The sequence below is a fragment of the Tissierella sp. P1 genome, assembly GCF_002266425.1.
GTDB lineage: Bacteria > Bacillota > Clostridia > Tissierellales > Tissierellaceae > Tissierella > Tissierella carlieri.
On the sequence record NZ_NPMN01000001.1, the window covers coordinates 301,714 to 321,286 of the forward strand.

General features: G+C 33.0%; 22 protein-coding genes. 20 read left to right on the forward strand and 2 right to left on the reverse strand.

Annotation, left to right across the window (positions count from 1 at the left end; translation table 11 throughout):
* Positions 1-3: 3 nt before the first annotated feature.
* The 8 genes from CIW83_RS01405 to CIW83_RS01440 all read left to right on the forward strand — a co-directional run bounded on the left by CIW83_RS01405 (position 4) and on the right by CIW83_RS01440 (position 6,940).
* Positions 4-1,524 carry an ABC transporter ATP-binding protein gene (locus CIW83_RS01405; RefSeq protein ID WP_235601188.1) on the forward strand — a complete coding sequence of 507 codons (1,521 nt, stop codon included), beginning with the start codon at positions 4-6 and terminating at the stop codon, positions 1,522-1,524.
* Positions 1,521-2,141, forward strand: a complete 621-nt coding sequence (locus tag CIW83_RS24145; protein ID WP_094898881.1) for an ABC transporter permease — start codon at positions 1,521-1,523, stop codon at positions 2,139-2,141. The genes CIW83_RS01405 and CIW83_RS24145 overlap by 4 nt, the downstream gene beginning before the upstream one ends.
* Positions 2,142-2,161: 20 nt before the next feature.
* Entirely contained in the window at positions 2,162-2,638 is a 477-nt protein-coding gene (locus CIW83_RS24150; protein ID WP_094898882.1) for an ABC transporter permease, read from the forward strand.
* A 24-nt stretch (positions 2,639-2,662) separates the two neighbouring features.
* Complete coding sequence (locus CIW83_RS01420; protein WP_094898883.1) at positions 2,663-3,583, forward strand: ABC transporter permease; 921 nt, start codon at positions 2,663-2,665, stop codon at positions 3,581-3,583.
* A gap of 19 nt (positions 3,584-3,602) precedes the next feature.
* Positions 3,603-4,658: an S-methyl-5-thioribose-1-phosphate isomerase gene (gene mtnA / locus CIW83_RS01425; protein ID WP_094898884.1), complete on the forward strand. Its 1,056-nt coding sequence runs from the start codon at positions 3,603-3,605 to the stop codon at positions 4,656-4,658.
* A gap of 20 nt (positions 4,659-4,678) precedes the next feature.
* The gene (gene deoD / locus CIW83_RS01430) at positions 4,679-5,398 is read left to right on the forward strand and encodes a purine-nucleoside phosphorylase (protein ID WP_094898885.1); all 720 of its coding nucleotides are present in this window, start codon (positions 4,679-4,681) and stop codon (positions 5,396-5,398) included.
* A 79-nt stretch (positions 5,399-5,477) separates the two neighbouring features.
* Positions 5,478-6,053 carry a class II aldolase/adducin family protein gene (locus CIW83_RS01435; RefSeq protein ID WP_094898886.1) on the forward strand — a complete coding sequence of 192 codons (576 nt, stop codon included), beginning with the start codon at positions 5,478-5,480 and terminating at the stop codon, positions 6,051-6,053.
* 113 nt (positions 6,054-6,166) lie between these two features.
* A complete protein-coding gene (locus CIW83_RS01440; RefSeq protein ID WP_255374247.1) occupies positions 6,167-6,940 on the forward strand; it encodes a nucleoside phosphorylase in 774 nt (257 codons plus the stop codon).
* Positions 6,941-7,105: 165 nt separating this feature from the next.
* Here CIW83_RS01440 and CIW83_RS01445 read toward each other — a convergent pair whose 3' ends face one another.
* Together CIW83_RS01445 and CIW83_RS01450 are read right to left on the reverse strand one after the other, a co-directional pair.
* Entirely contained in the window at positions 7,106-7,537 is a 432-nt protein-coding gene (locus tag CIW83_RS01445; RefSeq protein ID WP_094898888.1) for a hypothetical protein, read from the reverse strand.
* Positions 7,534-8,298 (reverse strand): saccharopine dehydrogenase family protein, encoded by a 765-nt coding sequence (locus CIW83_RS01450; RefSeq protein ID WP_094898889.1) that lies wholly within the window; start codon positions 8,296-8,298, stop codon positions 7,534-7,536. Before CIW83_RS01450 ends, CIW83_RS01445 begins: the two co-directional genes overlap by 4 nt.
* Before the next feature lie 610 nt (positions 8,299-8,908).
* Between CIW83_RS01450 and CIW83_RS01455 the strand changes: the two genes are divergently transcribed.
* The 12 genes from CIW83_RS01455 (at position 8,909) to CIW83_RS01510 (ending at position 19,516) form a co-directional block, all read left to right on the forward strand.
* The gene (locus CIW83_RS01455; RefSeq protein ID WP_094898890.1) at positions 8,909-10,210 is read left to right on the forward strand and encodes a methyl-accepting chemotaxis protein; all 1,302 of its coding nucleotides are present in this window, start codon (positions 8,909-8,911) and stop codon (positions 10,208-10,210) included.
* A gap of 89 nt (positions 10,211-10,299) precedes the next feature.
* A complete protein-coding gene (locus CIW83_RS01460; RefSeq protein ID WP_094898891.1) occupies positions 10,300-11,340 on the forward strand; it encodes a stalk domain-containing protein in 1,041 nt (346 codons plus the stop codon).
* Positions 11,341-11,519: 179 nt separating this feature from the next.
* The gene (locus CIW83_RS01465) at positions 11,520-13,382 is read left to right on the forward strand and encodes a sensor histidine kinase (RefSeq protein ID WP_158219978.1); all 1,863 of its coding nucleotides are present in this window, start codon (positions 11,520-11,522) and stop codon (positions 13,380-13,382) included.
* 93 nt (positions 13,383-13,475) lie between these two features.
* Positions 13,476-13,835: an iron-sulfur cluster assembly scaffold protein gene (locus CIW83_RS01470; protein WP_094898913.1), complete on the forward strand. Its 360-nt coding sequence runs from the start codon at positions 13,476-13,478 to the stop codon at positions 13,833-13,835.
* Between the two features lie 135 nt (positions 13,836-13,970).
* Positions 13,971-15,134 (forward strand): double-cubane-cluster-containing anaerobic reductase, encoded by a 1,164-nt coding sequence (locus CIW83_RS01475; RefSeq protein WP_094898893.1) that lies wholly within the window; start codon positions 13,971-13,973, stop codon positions 15,132-15,134.
* A gap of 15 nt (positions 15,135-15,149) precedes the next feature.
* The gene (locus tag CIW83_RS01480) at positions 15,150-15,905 is read left to right on the forward strand and encodes an acyl-CoA dehydratase activase (protein WP_094898894.1); all 756 of its coding nucleotides are present in this window, start codon (positions 15,150-15,152) and stop codon (positions 15,903-15,905) included.
* A gap of 186 nt (positions 15,906-16,091) precedes the next feature.
* On the forward strand, positions 16,092-16,796 hold the full coding sequence (locus CIW83_RS01485) for an AzlC family ABC transporter permease (protein ID WP_094898895.1): 705 nt from the start codon (positions 16,092-16,094) through the stop codon (positions 16,794-16,796).
* A 1-nt stretch (position 16,797) separates the two neighbouring features.
* Complete coding sequence (locus CIW83_RS01490) at positions 16,798-17,106, forward strand: AzlD domain-containing protein (protein ID WP_094898896.1); 309 nt, start codon at positions 16,798-16,800, stop codon at positions 17,104-17,106.
* A gap of 95 nt (positions 17,107-17,201) precedes the next feature.
* Positions 17,202-17,813 (forward strand): NAD(P)H:quinone oxidoreductase, encoded by a 612-nt coding sequence (gene wrbA, locus CIW83_RS01495; protein WP_094898897.1) that lies wholly within the window; start codon positions 17,202-17,204, stop codon positions 17,811-17,813.
* Positions 17,814-18,099: 286 nt separating this feature from the next.
* Positions 18,100-18,459: a CidA/LrgA family protein gene (locus CIW83_RS01500; RefSeq protein ID WP_094898898.1), complete on the forward strand. Its 360-nt coding sequence runs from the start codon at positions 18,100-18,102 to the stop codon at positions 18,457-18,459.
* Positions 18,459-19,148 carry an LrgB family protein gene (locus CIW83_RS01505; RefSeq protein ID WP_094898899.1) on the forward strand — a complete coding sequence of 230 codons (690 nt, stop codon included), beginning with the start codon at positions 18,459-18,461 and terminating at the stop codon, positions 19,146-19,148. The genes CIW83_RS01500 and CIW83_RS01505 overlap by 1 nt, the downstream gene beginning before the upstream one ends.
* A 20-nt stretch (positions 19,149-19,168) precedes the next feature.
* The gene (locus CIW83_RS01510) at positions 19,169-19,516 is read left to right on the forward strand and encodes a cupin domain-containing protein (RefSeq protein WP_094898900.1); all 348 of its coding nucleotides are present in this window, start codon (positions 19,169-19,171) and stop codon (positions 19,514-19,516) included.
* Positions 19,517-19,573: the final 57 nt, after the last annotated feature.

Below are 19,573 nucleotides of genomic sequence, written 5' to 3' on the forward strand. Positions count from 1 at the left end.
GATATGCTTGAAATGAAGAATATAACAAAAACATTTCCAGGGACTGTGGCTCTAAATAATGTAAACTTCACCCTTAAAAAGGGAGAGATAGTATCTTTGTTAGGTGAAAATGGTGCTGGAAAGACTACACTTATGAAAGTTCTTTATGGCATGATTCAGCCTGATTCAGGAGAAATATATTATAAGGGACAAAAGGTCCATATGAACAAACCACTTTATGCCATTAATAAGGGTATTTGCATGGTGCACCAGCATTTTATGCTGGTGCCAGCGTTTACTGTTATGGAAAATATAATAGTTGGCAATGAACCTAAAAATGGTTTATTTGTAGATGAAAGAAAATCTCAAGAAAATATAAAAAAACTTATAGAAGATTTTGACTTTAATATAGACCCAAATATTAAAGTAGAGAGACTTTCAGTAGGAGAGCAGCAAAGAGTTGAAATCCTTAAAGCTTTATATAGACAAGCAGAGGTAATTATATTGGACGAGCCTACAGCAGTATTGACTCCCCATGAAGTAGATGCTCTATTTATTATATTAAAAAAATTACGGGAGCAAGGAAAAAGTATTGTAATCATTACACATAAGCTAAAAGAAACAATGGCCATAGCAGATAGGATAAATGTACTAAGAGATGGAGTAATGATTCATAATAATATAGGCCCTAAAGAAGCAACTATAGAGAAATTATCAGAAATGATGGTAGGTAGGCATGTGGAATTAGGAGTAAAAAGACTGGCAAAAAATATAACGGATATTTGTTTAGAAGTAAGAAATTTAAATATTAAAGAAGATAATAAATATAAAATAAAAGATATAAATTTTCAAATACGTAAAGGGGAAATTCTTGGTATTGCAGGTATAGAAGGAAATGGTCAAACCCAATTACTTGAAGCATTAACAGGACTAAGAGTTCCAGACACTATGGAGCTTATATTAAACGGTAAGCAGATTAGCGGAGATGTTAATAATTTTTTAAGAAGTGGAATCGGTCATATACCAGAAGATAGACTTTCAATGGGTTTAGTAAGCGAGATGAGTGTGAAGGATAATTTAATCTTAGGATATCACAGAGAAAGAAGTTTTACAAATAAAGGGATATTATTAAATAAGAAAATACTGGATTACGCAAATAAAAGCAAGGAAAGCTATTTAATAAAAACACCAACAGTGGATACAACAGTTAAATCTTTATCCGGAGGGAATCAGCAGAAAATAATCATAGCTAGGACATTCTCTCATGACCCAGACCTTATAATTGCAGCACATCCTACGAGAGGTGTGGATGTAGGGGCTATGGAATATATTCATACTAAATTATTAGATTTGAGAGACGAAGGAAAGGCAGTACTTTTAATTTCAGCAGACTTAGATGAGGTTAGAGCCTTAAGTGACAGAATATTGGTTCTATATGAAGGACAAATAGTATCCGAAAGCATGCCAGAGGAATATACAGAAGTTCAACTAGGATTACTAATGACTGGAAGCAGTATAGATAGTACTAAAGGAGAAGGGAAATGAAAACAAGTTTAACATCACAAAACAAATATAAACAAGGTTTAAAAACCCTTAAAACATCTTTAATAGCATTATTTTTAACCTTATTAGTAGGTGCTATAGTGATTGAAATCAGTGGTTTCTCTGCCATAGATACGTATATTGCCATATTTACTGGGTCTTTGGGTACAGAAAAGGGAAGAGTACTTTCCCTAAGTCAAGGAACTCCTCTATTACTTACTGGATTATCCTTTGCTATTGCATTTCGTGTAAGAATTATTAATACAGGTGTAGAGGGACAACTTTATATTGGGGCAATTACATCAGCTATTGTAGGAGCTTATGTAACCTTTTTACCAGGTCCACTTCATGTAGCGGCAGCGATTCTTGCTGGGATGTTAGCTGGAGGTTTAGTAGGTTTATTTATTGGATATTTAAAAATAAAATTTGATTCATCAGAAGTTATAGTTGGCATCATGCTAAACGAAATTTTAATTTTAGTAACAACTTGGTTGAGTACAGGCCCTCTAAAATCAGAAGGAAGTGCAATATCCCAAACAAATATGATATTAGATTCAGCAAAATTAACTAAAATAGTACCCCGTTCTCAACTGACAACAGCAATTATAATGCTGTTATAATTGCCATAGTTTTAGAATGGATGCTAAGAAAAACTGCTTTAGGATATGAAATTCAAGTTACTGGTTCAAACCTTCAAGCAGCTAGAACAGCAGGTATACAAGTATCAAAGGTATACTTATTCACCATATTTTTAAGTGGAGCAATTGCAGGATTAGCAGGATGTGCTTTATCTTTAGGTATTCATTATAGATTCATAGAAAACATATCGACAGGACTAGGATTCTCAGGAATTCCAGTAGCTGCCCTTGCAGCCTATAGTCCATTGGGAGTAGTGTTTTCATCCATATTATTTGGAGTATTAAAAGCAGGAGCTATGACTTTAAATAGAACAACATCTATCCCTATAGAATTTGTAAGTATGATACAAGCATTAGTAGTAGTATTTGTTGCTGCACCTAAAATGATTTCTTCTATAGGTTATTTTATTAAAAGTCCATTTACCAAATTAATTAAGAATAAAGGAAATCAGCAGAGCTCTAATGATGAAATTGCATAATGCTAAAGAACAGGAGGAAGATTTATGGGAAACATAAGTAATATTTTATATGTTGTAATAGTATCTACCATACGTATGTCTGTCCCGATGATTTTAGCATCTACAGGAGCTGCATTTTCAGTAAGGTCAGGTATTATGGCAATGGGTTGTGAAGGGATGATGATAGCAGGAGCATTCTTTGGAGTATTCGGCTCTTTCATCAGTGGAAGCCCTTGGATAGGAATATTATTTGGTATAGTATCTGGAGTATTATTTTCATTACTCCATGGATTTTTAAATGTTAGATATAAGGTTAATCAAACTCTAAGTGGCATGAGCGTAAATTTATTAGCAGCTGCTATAGCTCCCCTTATTTTGCAGATAATGTGGAAATCCAAAGGAATATCACCAAAGGTAGCAAGTTTTGATAAATTAGAAATAGGACTTTTATCAAAGATTCCTTTTATCGGAACAATATTAGCAGAACAAAATATTCTTTTTTATATAACTATTTTAATAGTAATAGTAGGCTGGATTTACATGTTTAAAACTCCCCAAGGTCTTAGAATGAGAATGGTAGGCGAAAATCCAGTTGCAGCCAATACAGTTGGTATAAATGTAGCTTTATATAAATATATAGGAGTTATGATTAGTGGAGCACTGTGTGGTCTAGCTGGTGCATATCTATCATTGGCACAGCTTAATATGTATGTAGATGGCATGACGGCGGGAAGAGGATATATAGCTATGGTAATTGCAACTTTTGGCAAAAACAATCCATTAGGTGCCCTAGGTGCAAGTTTGTTCTTTGGATTCTTTGATTCATTACAGACCATATTCCAAGGTAGCTTTATACCTAGTCATATAGTTAGGACATTACCATATGTGCTAACAATGCTTGTAGTTGTATTTGGATTAAAGAGTTCAAGAAATCCAGCGGGTTTAGGGAAGTATCATGATGAGTAAGACTTTAGGAGGCAGTTAAATGAATAAAATTTATAAATTAACAAATGAATGGAAGGAGCAACAGCTATTACTACCCATATGGTTTGAAGATGGTAAAGTTAGGCTTATTGACCAAATTAAACTTCCATTTGTTGAGGAAATATATACTATAAATACGGTTGAAGGATTAGCAAAATCAATTAAGGATATGACGATCCGTGGGTCGGGAGCAATTGGGATTGCAGGAGCTTATGGAATTCTTTTGGCAGCAGTAAATTCAAATGGAGACAGAAACTATATTAAAGAGAGTGGGTTGTTATTAAAATCTACTAGACCTACTGCAGTAAATTTAATGAAAACAGTTGATGAGATGATAGAAGCAATAGATAACTACTCTGGTAAAGAGGTTGTTGACTTTATAGAAGAAAAAGCTTCTGAGATCATAGAAAGACAACTTGGATACGAGAAGAAATTAGGTGAATATGGTGCTGAATTAATTGATGATGGGGACACAATTCTAACTCATTGCCATTCAGGAGCCCTTGCAGGAGCTGGTTATGGTGGCAGAGCTCTATCTGTAATTAGAAAAGCATTTGAGCAAGGAAAAAATATTCATGTATTTACAAGTGAAACAAGACCTTATTTACAAGGAGCTAGAATTACTGCTTATGAATTAGAAAGATGGGGAATACCTCATACATTAATTACTGATGGTATGTCCGGGTATTTAATGAAGTTAGGAAGAATTCAAAAAGTAGTAGTTGGCTCAGATAGAATTGCAGCTAACGGAGATCTTTTAAACAAAGTAGGCACCTATATGCATGCTTTAGCCGCGAAAAAGAATAATATTCCCTTTTATACAGCAACATCAAGCCATACAATAGATTATGATCTTGCACATGGAATGGATGCACATGTTGAATATAGAAATGAAAAAGAGGTTACACATTTAAATGGGCAATTAATAACAGAAGCAGCAACAAAAGCCCTGTACCCATCATTTGATGTAACACCGAATGAATTAATTAGTGGGATAATAACAGAAAAAGGAGTTATGATATCTCCTTATCTAGAAAGCTTATTAAAAGTAAAATAATAAATTTGGGAGGAATTAAAATGACATTAAAAGCACCAACACATCACATATCAGCACAACCAGGTGAGATAGCAAAAACAGTTTTAATGCCAGGAGATCCTTTAAGAGCTAAGTTTATTGCAGAGAATTTCTTAGAAGACGCAGTTCAAGTAAATAGTATTAGATGTATGTATGCCTATACAGGAACATATAAAGGGAAAAAGGTGTCTGTAATGGCAAGTGGAATCGGAGCGCCTACAATGGGTGTTCATGCATGGGAGCTATATAATCTTTATGATGTAGAAAATATTATACGAGTAGGTACAACTGGAGCAATTCATGATGAATTAAAAATAGGAGATTTAGTATTTGCTTTGGGAGCTTGTTATAATACACCATACGCTGATCAATATAAGCTATCTGGAACTTTTTCAGCGGTGGCATCCTATCCATTGTTAAGAGATGCTGTAGATAAGGCAGACCAGATAAAAGCTAAATATATGGTAGGAAATGTATATTCAACAGATATATTCTATCCTGAATATGATAGAGAAGAAAATGAACGATGGTCAAAAATGGGAGTATTGTCAGTAGAAATGGAAACAGCGGCTCTCTATATAGTAGCGGCTAGGGCAGGTAAAAAAGCATTATCCATATTGACTGTATCTGATCATGTTATGACTGGTGAAAAAGTATCAGCAGATATAAGAGAGAAAAACTTTACTGATATGATGAAAATTGCATTAGAAATTGCAGAGTAGATAACTAAATTAAACTAGGCTGCCATCCTTTTATGAGGTTGCAGCCTAGTTTAATAACTAAAAATGAGAGGTGATTTAAATGGGTATTGAACAATTAAAAAAGGATTTAGTAGAAATTAGTAGAAGATGTTATGATAGACATTTAATATGTGCTACAGGTGGAAATATTAGTTGTAGAGTTCCTGGTGAAGATGCTATATTGATAAAAAGTTCAGGTAGTGCATTTAGTGATATGACAGAGGAAGATGTTGTGAAAGTAGATTTAGATGGAAATTTACTAGAAGGAACCAAAACATTATCTAAAGAATGGAAGTTCCATGCAGGAATATATAAAGTTAGGTCAGATGTAAATGTAGTAATTCATGTGCATCCACCTTATGCGACAGCAATAGCAGCAAACCATGAGGAATTACCCTTAATAACAAATCATGCAAAAGGTTATTTAAAGCATGTACCAACCATAGATATAGCATCATCAGGATCTGATAAGTTAGCAAATTACGTTATAGAAGAATATAAAAATCCTGAAATAGTTGCTATTTTAATGAAAGAGCATGGTATTATATCTGTTGGAGAAAACTTCAGCAAAGCTTTCTATTTAGTTGAAATGGTGGAAGATACAGCTAAAATTGCCCTATTTAGTAAATTAGAATAATAATTTATAAATCTTCATTAATAATTAGTAAGGGAGATGTTTTTAATGGAAGACAAAAAAATTGGGAATCCAAAGCCGATAGACCTGAGTTAGATGGAAACATCCAATACCATATAAGATGTAAACCTGGAGATATAGCAGATATTGTTCTATTACCTGGAGACCCTGATAGGGTTCCTAAGATATCTGAAAAATGGGATGAATTTAAGGAAGTAGGAAGAAATAGAGAACATGTGACTCATACTGGAAAGATAAGAGGAGTAGATATTTCAGCTTGTTCCACAGGGGCTGGCGGTGGGTCAACAGCCAGTGCAATGGAAGGGCTTGCAACAATTGGTGCAAAAACATTTATTAGAGTAGGAACTACCTCTGCTATTCAGTCTCATATTCGACCTGGAGATTTAATAATCTCATCAGGTGCAGTTAGATATGATGGAACTAGTGAGAATTATGTAAATCTAAATTATCCTGCAGTGGCAGATTATGAAGTAGTTGCTGCTCTAGTGGAAGCATGTGAAAGACTGGGATACACATATCACGTGGGAATAACCGCCACAGCTGCATCCTTTTTCTGTGGACAAAATAGAGATGGATTTGGTGGATATAGACAAAGCTGGTTTGAAACTAGATATGAAGATTTAAAAGCTGCAAATGTGATAAATTATGAAATGGAAGCAGCTACAGTTCTTACTCTATCAAGTTTATTTAAAATAAAAGCAGGAGCAATATTTACTGTAATTGGAAATAGAGAAACAAATGAATTTGCTTATGATGGCATTGAAAAGAGTATAGAGGCATCAACAGAAGCAGCTATAATACTAGCAGAATGGAATAGATTAAAGATGGAAAAAAATAAGAAAAATTGGTATCCATCATTGGTTAAATAGAGAGATTTATTTCGATATTGTATAAATAAAGAAATGTAAATTATATTTTTATAAAAGTAATGCTCTTATCTGATTTTCACCAGACAAGAGCATTTATTTTGCTTAAATACAATTTGTTTTATACTATTATCTAAACATTCTTTTAGAACTAATGTGTCAGTTTTATTAATACTCTTCTCTAACGGTGAGGTCTTCTCTAACAGTAAATCCAAATCCATCTTCACGGATTCTCTTTACTGTTTCTTTTACAAACTTGTCCGCATCTTCAATAGCTTCTTCAGCTACCATAATACCTTTTTTAGATACTTCACCTTTAGCTAACATTTCAGCACCCATGATTAATGGTATTGCTGTAAGTGGGGCCATGTTTCCTGCCACTCTTCCGACATAAGATATATCTTTACCATCTTTTCTGCCATGTAGTTCTGTAGCTGCACATGCAGTAACTCCCTTTAAAAATTCCTTAAGTTCTTCTTCACTCATTGCTGGTCGGCTTGCCTTTTGTGCTAATAATACAGCTAGTGCAAAGTCACGAGGTGATACAGGATTGTCATTGATGTTAAGCGGGTAATCAGATGTAAGACCTGATAAGCTCATATCTCTAAAGCCTTCATATGCTGAGACTGCTCAAGACTGAATCTTATAGATACGTTTTGAATCCCTGGTGAGTATCTAGGGAATGTGAATACTTCAGGATGGCCAATTCTAGTAACCTTACGAATGCCATAGGGTTCTCCAAAGTCGAAATCCCATTCTTCACGGAATGAAGGCTCATTGAATTTCTTTCCGTCTTTAATATATGGTGCGTTGTGTATACATTCTAACATATGTCCAAGCACTGCAGGACCACCTGGTTCTTTCTCATCACATGCAAAGTAGAATATAGCTTCATTTAGTGAATCAAAATAACGTTGTTCTGCACTACATGCTAGCACTGATAAAAATCCTGGACTTGCACCAAGACCCATTATCATGCTAAGCCCCTTTTCTTCAGCTTTTTTAGGTAAGTCTGATTCAAATATCTTATTGAATGCTTCGATATCGTCGCAGAAGTCAACATAGTGCTTGCCAGCCTTTATAGTAGTTTCTATAATCTTATATGCGAGAATATGATAAGGGCCTGTACAATTAGCAACTACGTCACAATCCTTTATAAGTTCATACAATGCTTCTTCATCAGAAACATCAACTTCTGCAGCTTTAACTATTGGTGAATTAAGCTTTTCTACAATTTTCTTATTTTTTTCAAGATTACGAGATGAAATAATTACCTCATCGAAAATGCTGCCATGATTGATTAAATCTCTAATGCCATAAAGTGCTTGAGAACCTGCTCCACCTAATACGACTAGTTTCATAATAATCCTCCTTAAATAGCTTTGACATATTTTACTAACACCTTATTGTTAATATTGTATCACCAGTAATTGGAAAAGTCTAATAAATTCTATCTATACCACTTTCAGCACACTAGGCCTCACTGACATACTACTGTTTCGACATCTAAGGGTGGTCTCATCCTATTCCCTAACTAGAACCTGATGTTTCACAGACCTTATTCCTACTGTATTCCTTCTGATACATTATTGCTCCGTCTTGGAAAAGCGTCTTTTATTTTACAGGTACATCCAATTTAATGCCTTGGTCAAAAAATATACAAACAATTATGAATATAGTAAATAAGTCCCGAACTGTAAATCTTAAAAGAAATTAGAAGATGGTTTGCTCTATACTGCTGATAATATGTGGGTTTTAGAAGAAGACAATAAAGGTATAGATGGTATCTAGGATTATATTATATGTTTATACATAAATATCGTAAATTGTCAAGTATTGCCAGTAATTGTAATAAAATATATAATAAACCTTATGAGAAATACAATCTTTGTCATACATATAACATGCCTAGAGAGGAAAGCAACAGATAAATAGATTAAATTATTAGCTAAATTAAACGGAGGTGTCTAGATGAAAAGTATTAAAGTGAAGCTTATTGTTTATTTTTCCATTCTACTTTTAGTAGCAGCTACTTCCACAGGACTTATAACTATAAGGACGGCGGATAAAATACTTACGGCAGAACTTGGAGAAGCATCACATATAGTTTCAATCTTGCAAGGAAAAATTATAAAGGATACAATAATTAACGTCATATGTGGTATATTTATTGTATATTTCATAGGGAATGCAATTACAAAACCAATTGTTGCAGGAATAAACCATTTACAGAAAATAGCAAGCTATGATATAAGAGAGAATATACCGGAAAAGTATATTAAAAGAAAAGATGAAATTGGAAGACTTGCTAAAGGATTAGAAGATATTACAAATAATCTTAGAGAAATTATAAATGATATAAATAGATCTGCCGAACAAGTCGCAGCTGCATCGGAGGAAATGATGGCTATTACTCAGCAATCGGCTATTGCTATAGAGGAAGTAGCTAGGACTACAGAAGAAATATCAAATGGTGCTTCTGAACAGGCACAGCATACAGAAGAAGGTTCGACAAAAGCAATTTCATTAGGAGAAATTATCGAGAAGGATATTGCATATATGAAAGATTTAGTTAATGGCTCAAGTAAGATAATAGAAGTTATTGATGATGGTCTAGTAGAGATTGAAAGATTATCTAATATAACAGAGGAAAGTAATAGTGCAACAAAAGAAATTTATACTGCAATATTAAAAACAAATGATAGTTCTAATAAGATAGGAGAAGCAAGCAATATAATTTCATCTATAGCAGAACAAACGAACCTACTAGCTCTAAATGCGGCAATAGAAGCAGCTAGGGCAGGGGAAGCAGGGAAAGGATTTGCAGTTGTAGCAGAAGAAATTAGAAAATTGGCAGAGCAATCTTCAAATTCTACGGATTCCATTAATCAAATAGTTAGTGAGTTACAAGGCAATGCCAAAAATGCAGTAACAACAATGGAAAGAATAGAAGATATAATTAAAGAGCAGACGGTAAGTGTTGTTAGTAGCAAAGACAAATATATGTTAATATCAGAAGCAGTGAAAGATACAGAAAGGACTGTAGATGAACTAAATTCTTCAAGTGTAGAGATGGAGAAGATGAAGGATGAAATACTTAGCGGATTACAAAATCTTTCAGCAATTGCCGAAGAAAATTCAGCTGCCACAGAGGAAGTAACAGCTTCAATGGAAGAACAAACAGCTTCAATGGGAGAAATATCTAAGGGAAGTGAAGATCTAGCAAGCTTAGCACAAGACCTACAATTAGTTATTGGAAGATTTAAGATTTAATTAATGTAACCATATTGTAAACCTAATGTAACCATTTCAAACTAAATCCTTGATATACTAAGAATGTAGGAGAAAGGAAGTGGATTGAAATGAAGAAAACTAAAAAATATATAATATTATCATTGGCAACTTGTATTACATTGAGTCCAATTGCAGTTAAAGCTGATAATGGATCTGATGGAAAAGAAATAATCCCCATATCTGCGCCAATTAATAAAGTAGATCAAATTGAAGATGTAGTAATGGCAGATTATATTAAATATGAAGGAAAAATTACCGAAGTAAATAATAATGGAAAATATCTATCTATATTAGTAAAAAATGATGAGAGTGATCCATATAATGGAATGGTATTTCATATAAATGAAGAAGTGATTCTTTTAAATGATAAAACTAAGGATTTCATAACCTCAGATACTCTTAAAAAAGGAATGACTGTTTCTGGATATTATGACAAAAATACTATAATGACAATGAGTTTGCCACCACAATTAACACCAGATGTTATTGTAGTAAAAGAAGCTGAAGAACCAGGAACTATACATGTATCAAAATTTAACGAGGATTTGATAAGTTCTGACGGAACATTAAAGCTAAATGTAGATGCCGAAACAGTTAAAATAGATAGAAATGGTAACCAATTAGAAAAGGGAGCTATAGGGGGTAAAGATTTAATCATTTTCTATACCATATCAACAAAAAGTATTCCTGCTCAAACAACACCAGAGAAAATAATTGTAATGGGTAAGGATGAAGAAGTAAAAGTAGAACCAGAGATTACGGTTTTAGATAAATTAATTGTCAATGAGAAGGAAATTACTTTAAATAAGTCACTATATAAAAATGAAAAAGGTGTTATGATGCTACCTCTTAGAGATATAGCTGAGGCCCTAGAATATGAGATAAAATGGAACAATGAATCAAAAACAGCAGAATTAACAAAAGGGGCACAATGGACAGCTATAACTATTGGAGAAGACAATTATAATTTTGCAAAGATGCTAATAAAACTTGGTACAGCGCCAGAAGTTAAAGATTCATCTACCTATGTACCTTTTAGTTTTTTAGAAGAAGTATTGAGAGTAAGAGTAGAAATAACAGAAAAGGGAATGATAGAAATAGGTCTGTAAAATAGACCTCCTTTGAGATCAAGAGCGTTCATGAGAAATCATGACGCTCTTGATTTTATTTTACCCCTAGAACAACACCCGTTGCTAATTATTTCAAGAATTGCTATAATGTTATTAAATTAAAGCACCATAGTAGAGATATATTTATTTTAAAAATATGTTATCTAGGGGGAATGATATTGAAAATAAATCGTATCAAACTAAAAATAATATTATTGATTTTTACCACATTAATACCTTTATCTATACTAAAGATTACAGAAATAAAAAGGGGGGTAGAAGCAAGTATTGAAACGGAATTAGAAGTATGTCAGGATTATGCAGAAGCAATCAATTTAGCATTCATGAACTTTATAGAGAGAACATGGTCAAGCCAGTATATACTGGGAAGGTCTCTGATTGCACATCCTGAAAGAGGAAGCGAATATATAGAAGATCATCTTAAAAGTATTGCTTCAGATAATCAGCTATTTAAGATACACTATTATTGGTCGACTCCTGAAGGAATTGTGAATATAAGTTCACATGAAAAGGATATGATGATAGATATAAGTGGAAGAAACTCTTATAAGGAGATCATTAGTGGAAAAGAGAAGGTTATAGGAGGTTTGGAATATAGTGCTGTCAATGGTGAATTGATAATTTCTATTTCTAGAGCTATTAGGGATGATGGAGAATTAAAGGGTATAGTTATCAATACAATAGAAGCTAAGGATATGAAATATATTTTTCCAATAAATAGAATAGGAGCTGGAAGTACATTTGGATTAGTCGATAGAGATGGAAATATTGTATATCAACTTATAGGTGACAATGTTCAGGTTGAAAAAAGAAAGGCAGGAGAAGATTCACCCGCAAGACGAGCATTAAAAGGGGAAATCGTTAAAACACGTTCCAGATATTCTGAACAAGATGGAGTAGAAAGAATGGGAGTAGATTATCCTATCAAGGAGATTGGATGGAGTAGCTTTGTAACTACTCCTGTAGAACAAGTATTAGCAAGTGGAAGACAGTTATCCATAAAAAATATACTAATATTTGTTTTAATTTATATAATATCTTTCAGTATAGCTATGATGCTATCCAGTGGTTTTGCTGAATCAATAGATAAATTAAAATTAGCAGCACAGAAAGTTAAAGCAGGAGATTTAAATGTAAAGACGGGTATTAGTGAAGAGGATGACTTAGGTGATGTTGGACAAGCCTTTGATAGTATGGTGGAAGCTCTTGACATAAAGGCTAAAGAAGAAGAGGAGTATAATAATTTAAAATCTGAATTTTTAACTACAATATCACATGAATTTAAAACACCGCTAAATATTATATTGGGAAGTATACAGTTGTTGGAAAGCTCCGATATAACTAATCACGAGGAATTTTATGGTATTTTTAATAAGTATATTAAGCTGCAAAAGCAAAATAGCTATAGACTATTGAGATTAATTAATAACTTCATTGATATAAATAAGATTGAGGATAACCATATTAAAATTAAATTGTGTAATAATGATATTGTAAAGGTTGTTGAAGATATAACTATGTCTATTGTAGAATATACAAAGTTAAAAGATATAAGTATTATATTTGACACAGATGTAGAGGAAAAGATAATTGCTTTTGATGCGGATATGGTAGAGAGAATCATGTTAAATTTATTATCAAACTCAATTAAGTTTACGGAAAGGGGAGGAGAGATAGAAGTCAATATTTATAATGAAGAGGCAAAAGTTAAAATTTCTGTGAAGGATAATGGCATAGGCATTCCAGAAGACAAACTAGAAATGATTTTTGATAGATTTGGTCAAGTTGAGAATTCTCTTAGAAGAAGGACAGAGGGGTCTGGAATTGGTCTATCTCTAGTTAAATCCTTAGTTGAGTTACATGAAGGAACTATATCAGTGCAGAGCGAATTTGGCAGAGGAACTGAGTTTATAATAGAATTGCCAGATAAGATTATTGATAATGATTTTATAGCCAAAAATGAAGAAAATACATTTAATGCGGAAAGAATACATGTAGAGTTTTCAGATATTTATGTTTAAATTATTATATTAAAATATTATTCTGTGGTAAAATAAAGATGATAACCACTATTATATAAACAGGAAGTGATAAAGTTGTATTCAGAGTACTCAATGAAAGTAATAGAACACTTTATGAGCCCAAGAAATGTAGGTAGTATGAAAGATCCTGACGGAGAAGGTACTTATGGAGATTTAAAATGTGGTGATTCTTTAACCATTTATATTAAAGTTAATGATAATATAATAACAGATATTAGCTTTTTAGTATTTGGATGTACGGCATCTATAGCTACAAGTAGTATGATAACAGAAATGGCAAAAGGCAAAACCATAGAAGAGGCTCTAGCCATAACGGAAAAAGAACTTATCGATGCCTTAGATGGACTACCACAAAGCAAGATTCACTGCTCAGTCCTAGGAGTTAAAGGACTTCGAGCTGCGATAAATGATTATTTGAAGAGAAATAATTAACGGGTATCCATATTGCTTCTTATTAATATTACCTATACAAGACCATCAACCTATTGATAAAAATAATTGGTAGATGGTTTTTTTACATGATAAACTTTAATATGTATGTAATCTTATAAAAGGAGCGTGTGAAATATGAGACCATCGATAATGGAAGAAGTTGAAGGCTTAAGAGGTGTAAATTCAGTAAAAATCAAAGAAGCCCATGAAGCAGGTAAAAAGGTTGTAGGGATGTATTGCGTGTTTTCACCTTCAGAAATAGCATTAGCAGCAGATGCAATACCTGTAACTCTATGTGGTACAACCCAAGCACCTATTGAAGATGCAGAAAAGGAATTACCAAGAAATCTATGTCCATTAATTAAATCTAGCTATGGGTTTGCAATTACAGATAAATGTCCATATTTTTATTTTTCAGATGTACTTTTAGCAGAAACTACATGTGATGGAAAGAAAAAAATGTATGAATTAATGGGAAAAATAAAACCAATGCATATTATGAATCTGCCACAAACTGCAAACGATGAAGATTCACTAGATTTATGGAAAAAAGAAATGGTTAAATTTAAAAATTTCATAGAAGAAAAGCTTGGAGTAGAAATAACAGATGAAAAACTAAAAGATGCTATAAAACTTATGAATAGAGAAAGAGATGCAATGAAGAGACTACATAAACTAAATGCTCATAAACCAGCACCATTATCAGGAATGGATATGATGTTAGCTCAATGGTTAAAAGGTTTTAATGTAGATAAAGAATCAGGAATTAATTTAATTGAAAGATTAATAGCTGAAATAGAAGATAGAATGGAAAAAGGAATATATGCTTTCGATGAAACAGCACCTAGGATATTACTTACAGGCTGCCCAATAGGAGCTGGCTCAGAAAAGGTATTGAAAGCCTTAGAAGAAGCTGGTGCATCTGTAGTAGCCTTAGAAAATTGTACTGGATATAAGGGATTAGATGTTATGGTAGATGAAAATAAAGATCCTATAACTGCTTTAGCAGAAAAATACCTTTCTACTCCTTGTTCATGTATGACAAATAATAATGGAAGATTAGATTTAATAGAGAGATTAGCTAAGGAATATGATGTAGATGGAGTAGTAGATTTGACTTGGCAAGCATGCCACACATATAATATAGAATCTTTTACAGTTAAGAAATCTGTTCAAGAAAAATTGAATCTTCCGTTTATCCAAATAGAAACTGATTACTCAGATTCAGATACAGGACAAGTAAAGGTAAGGGTTGAGGCTTTTCTAGAAACAATAGAAAGACCAGCTACTGCAAAATAGTAAAGGATGATAAAAATGCATTACATTGGTATAGATATAGGCTCTACTGCTGCTAAGGTTTCAGTGTTTAATGATGATAAGCTAATAGAAAATTTCACTATGCCTACAGGGTGGAGCAGTATAGAAACTTCAAAAACAATTAGAGAAAGGTTAGAGAAAGAAAATATAAAAATAGACGAATCAAAGGTTGTAGCTACTGGTTATGGTAGAATATCCGTACCTTATGCAAATAAAACTATTACAGAAATTACTTGCCATGGTAAAGGAACTCATTATCTATTAGGTAGAGACTCTACAGTAATAGATATAGGTGGACAAGATACGAAGATAATTACTTTAGACAAAGGTAAGGTATCTAATTTTACAATGAATGATAAATGTGCTGCAGGTACTGGTAGGTTTTTAGAACTAATGGCAAATACCTTGGGAGTTAGTATAGATGAACTAGGCCAAATGGCATTATCAGGAGAAGATATAAATATAACTAGTATGTGTACAGTATTTGCAGAATCTGAGGTTATAAGTCTTATAGGATCTGGAACTAAAAGAGAAGGTATAGCCAGAGGTATAGTAAACTCAATTACAGGAAGAGTATATGCTCTTTTACACAAACATGGTGCTACAGATACTATATTTTTAACAGGAGGACTATGTGAAGTAGAACCCTTTGTTGAACTTCTCTCAGAAAAACTGGGAACAAAAGTACAAACAAGTCCATTAGCTAGATATGCAGGCTCCATCGGGGCAGCGTTGCTGGCTAGAGATATATAGGTAAAAACAAACCGTTTTTATCTGACATAAAAAGTTAGACAAATTTACTATTCAATAGAATAAGTATCAAAATGGTGCCTGGCACCATTTTTGATACTTATTTCATTTTCCTTGAATTTTTGTGAGAATACTAATATAATATTATTAATTTTCTGTTACAGTAAAGTACAAAAGGGGGAAGGACATATGACTAAAGAAAAGACTGAAATAGATAAAATAAAAGAAGGATTTGTAGCTGTATTGCCTATAGTAATAGGATACTTTCCCATAGCCATGGCCTTTGGTCTACTATCAAAGAATACTGATGTGACCTTTAGAGATACAAGCCTTTTATCTATGATAGTATATGCAGGTGCTAGTCAATTTATGGCATTAGATTTTATAAGAGCTGGAGTCTCTACAGGCAGTATAATACTTGCAACATTTTTACTAAATTTAAGACATATGATGATGTCAGCATCATTAGCAGTAGAGTTTCAAGATATGAATAAGAAGTTTCTGCCAATAGTAGCCTTTGGAATTACCGATGAGACATTTTCAGTAATATCTTTCAATAAAGATAAGATTAACCTAGCATTTGTATTAGTCATTAATATATTAGCCTATAGTTCTTGGGTATTAGGTACAATGGCTGGATATTTAGTAGGAGAAATACTTCCTGCTTCTTTACAGTCTAGTTTGAGTATAGGATTATATGCAATGTTTGCAGCATTGCTTTTTCCCGAAATCAAGAAATCAAAGAATATTTTATTCTTATCTATAATATCAGCAGTAGTTTATGTAATATTATTTTATTCTAAGATATTTACTTCAGGTTGGGACATAATTTTTGGAATTATTATATCTTCTTCTATAGGAGTGGTTATCTTTAGGAAAGATGAGGAGGAATAAGATGAAAAGCTATTTGCCACTAATAATAGGTATGACTCTAGTCACATATCTACCGAGGTTAATACCATTAGCATTATTAAACAATAGAAATATAAATAAAAATCTGAAGGAATTCCTCTTATATATACCCTATACCTCCCTAAGCATTTTAATTATAAGAGGAGTATTGACTGCTGCTGATGGGATGAAAATAGCAACTGTCATAGGTATTGGAATTGCGGCTATTATATCATATATAAAAGGAAATTTAGTCTTATCAGTTTTAGCTGGAATATTATTATCATTTCTAACAATAAATACCCTGGTATAGTATGAAAAGTGTTTAGTGTCTTTTCTTTAAGGGTATATTATCAATACTCAAGGATAATATCAAATTGACATATATTTTTGAAAGGAGAAATGGTAATGGAAAAAGTTAAACTAGCAGTAATATACTATAGCTCAACAGGAACAAATTATAAATTAGCGAAAATAGCGGAAGAAGGAGCCTTAGAAGCAGATGCAGAGGTAAGAGTCCGAAAGGTTCAAGAGTTAGCACCAGACGCTGCTATAGACTCCAATCCAGCATGGAGAGCCAATGTAGAGGCAACGAAAGATATACCAGTAGCTACATCAGAAGATTTAGACTGGGCTGATGCTATAATCTTCTCAATGCCAACTAGATTTGGGAATTTACCATCACAAATGAAGCAATTTTTAGATATGCAAGGTGGGATATGGTCACAAGGAAAATTAACGAATAAAGTGGTATCAGCTATGTCATCAGCAGGAAATGCTCATGGAGGCCAAGAGGCCACAGTAAAATCATTATATACATCAATGATGCACTGGGGGGCAATAATAGTACCACCGGGATATACTGACGACTCAATATATAAAGCAGGGGGAAATCCTTACGGTACCTCCGTTACCCTAGGTCAAGATGGAAATATGATTGAAGATGTAAAAGATGCGGTAAAACATCAAGCAAAGAGAACAGTAGAAGTAGCTGGTTGGATTAAAAAAGGGAAGCAATGATTGAACAGAGAACTAGGTAGATATTACCTAGTTTTTGTTTTATATTGGAAATGAAGGATTTAGTATTGTTGATTTGTTAATTGTCAATCAATAAATTAATCTTGTATTTTATCTATGATAGTTAGCATTTCATAGCAAAATTATTGTATAAAAATAGGAAACTTCATATAATCAATATGAAGATAATACTCTACTATATTAATGTGAAATATTTATCTCTTAGAAATACAGAAAGGGGGAAAGATGAAGTTAAATAGAATCTATTAAACATAAGGTGGTGGTATTAATGAAAATTCTTAAAGAGCTAGCTATCATAGTTGGAATATTATTTATAGCGCATATTACTCAGCAGATAACAAAGATACCTATTCCAGCTACAGTATTAGGAATGATAATATTATTAATTTGTTTACTTACTGGAATAGTAAAATTGGAGAAAATTGAGACTGTATCTAAATTTTTTCTAGATCATTTAACTTTTCTATTTATTCCGGGAGGCGTGGGATTAATAGCATCTTTAGATTTAATAAAGGAGCAATGGATACCAATTTTAGCAGTCATAATTCTAACAACAGCATTAGTAATAGCAGTTACAGGGCTAACTGTACAGTCGTTAAAAGGTAGAAGAAAGGAGGAGATGAAATAATGGCCTATTTAGATACGCCTATATTCGGATTCGTTATTTCAATCATTGCTTTTCAAATAGGACTTTTTATAAATAAGAAAACTAAGAAAGCAATATTTAATCCTTTGATTATAGCGATAGGTATGATAATAATATTATTATTATCTTTTGATATAGATTATGAGGTTTACAATAAAGGCGGAAGTATAATTACTTTCTTCTTAGGACCTGCAACAGTAGTTTTGGCAGTTCCATTATATAAGCAAATAGAAAGGTTAAAGACCAGTGGTATTCCAGTAGTAGTTGGAATAGTAGTTGGATGTAGTATATCAATAATTAGTATATTCTATTTAAGTAAAATCCTTGGATTAACTGAACCTGTATCATTATCACTTGTACCAAAGTCTGTAACAGCAGCCATATCCAGAGAAATAGCTGCACAGCTGGGAGGACTGCCAGCTTTAACCGTGGCAGTTACAGTTCTTACAGGAATCACTGGAAATGTAATAGGACCGGCTGTATGTAAATTGTTTAGAATTCAAGATGAAGTTTCAGTGGGAATAGCCATGGGGACAGCATCTCATGCTATAGGAACAGCAAAGGCTATGGAATTAGGAGAAGTACAAGGGGCAATGGGTTCATTAGCCATAAGTGTTGCAGGTTTAATAACTGTATTTTTAGCACCATGGTTAGTACAAATATTATCTTAATAAATAGGGGGTATTTTAAAATGTTGAGAAGAGCAGATGAGTTAAGAAAAGATGTAGTTGTGAACTTAATGCAAGGAGAAGGCGAAATCAATAGAACACATCTATTGGAGACAGAAGAGTTCTGTGGACATGGTAGATTATATGCAAAGCATATTATAGAACCAGGTAATTCTATAGGATTTCATAAACATGAAGGAGAGCAAGAGGCTTATTATATACTTAAAGGTGAAGCTCTTTATAGCGATAACGGTAACGAGATAACTATTAAAGCAGGAGATTTCACCTTGTGTAAAAGTGGCGAAGGACATTCAATAAAAAATACTGGAAATGAAGATTTGGAGTTTATAGGCTTGATTATGAAGGCTTAAGTAACATAATGGTAAGGGGGAGGAAGTAATAATGAGAAATCGTAAATTAGTAATGAT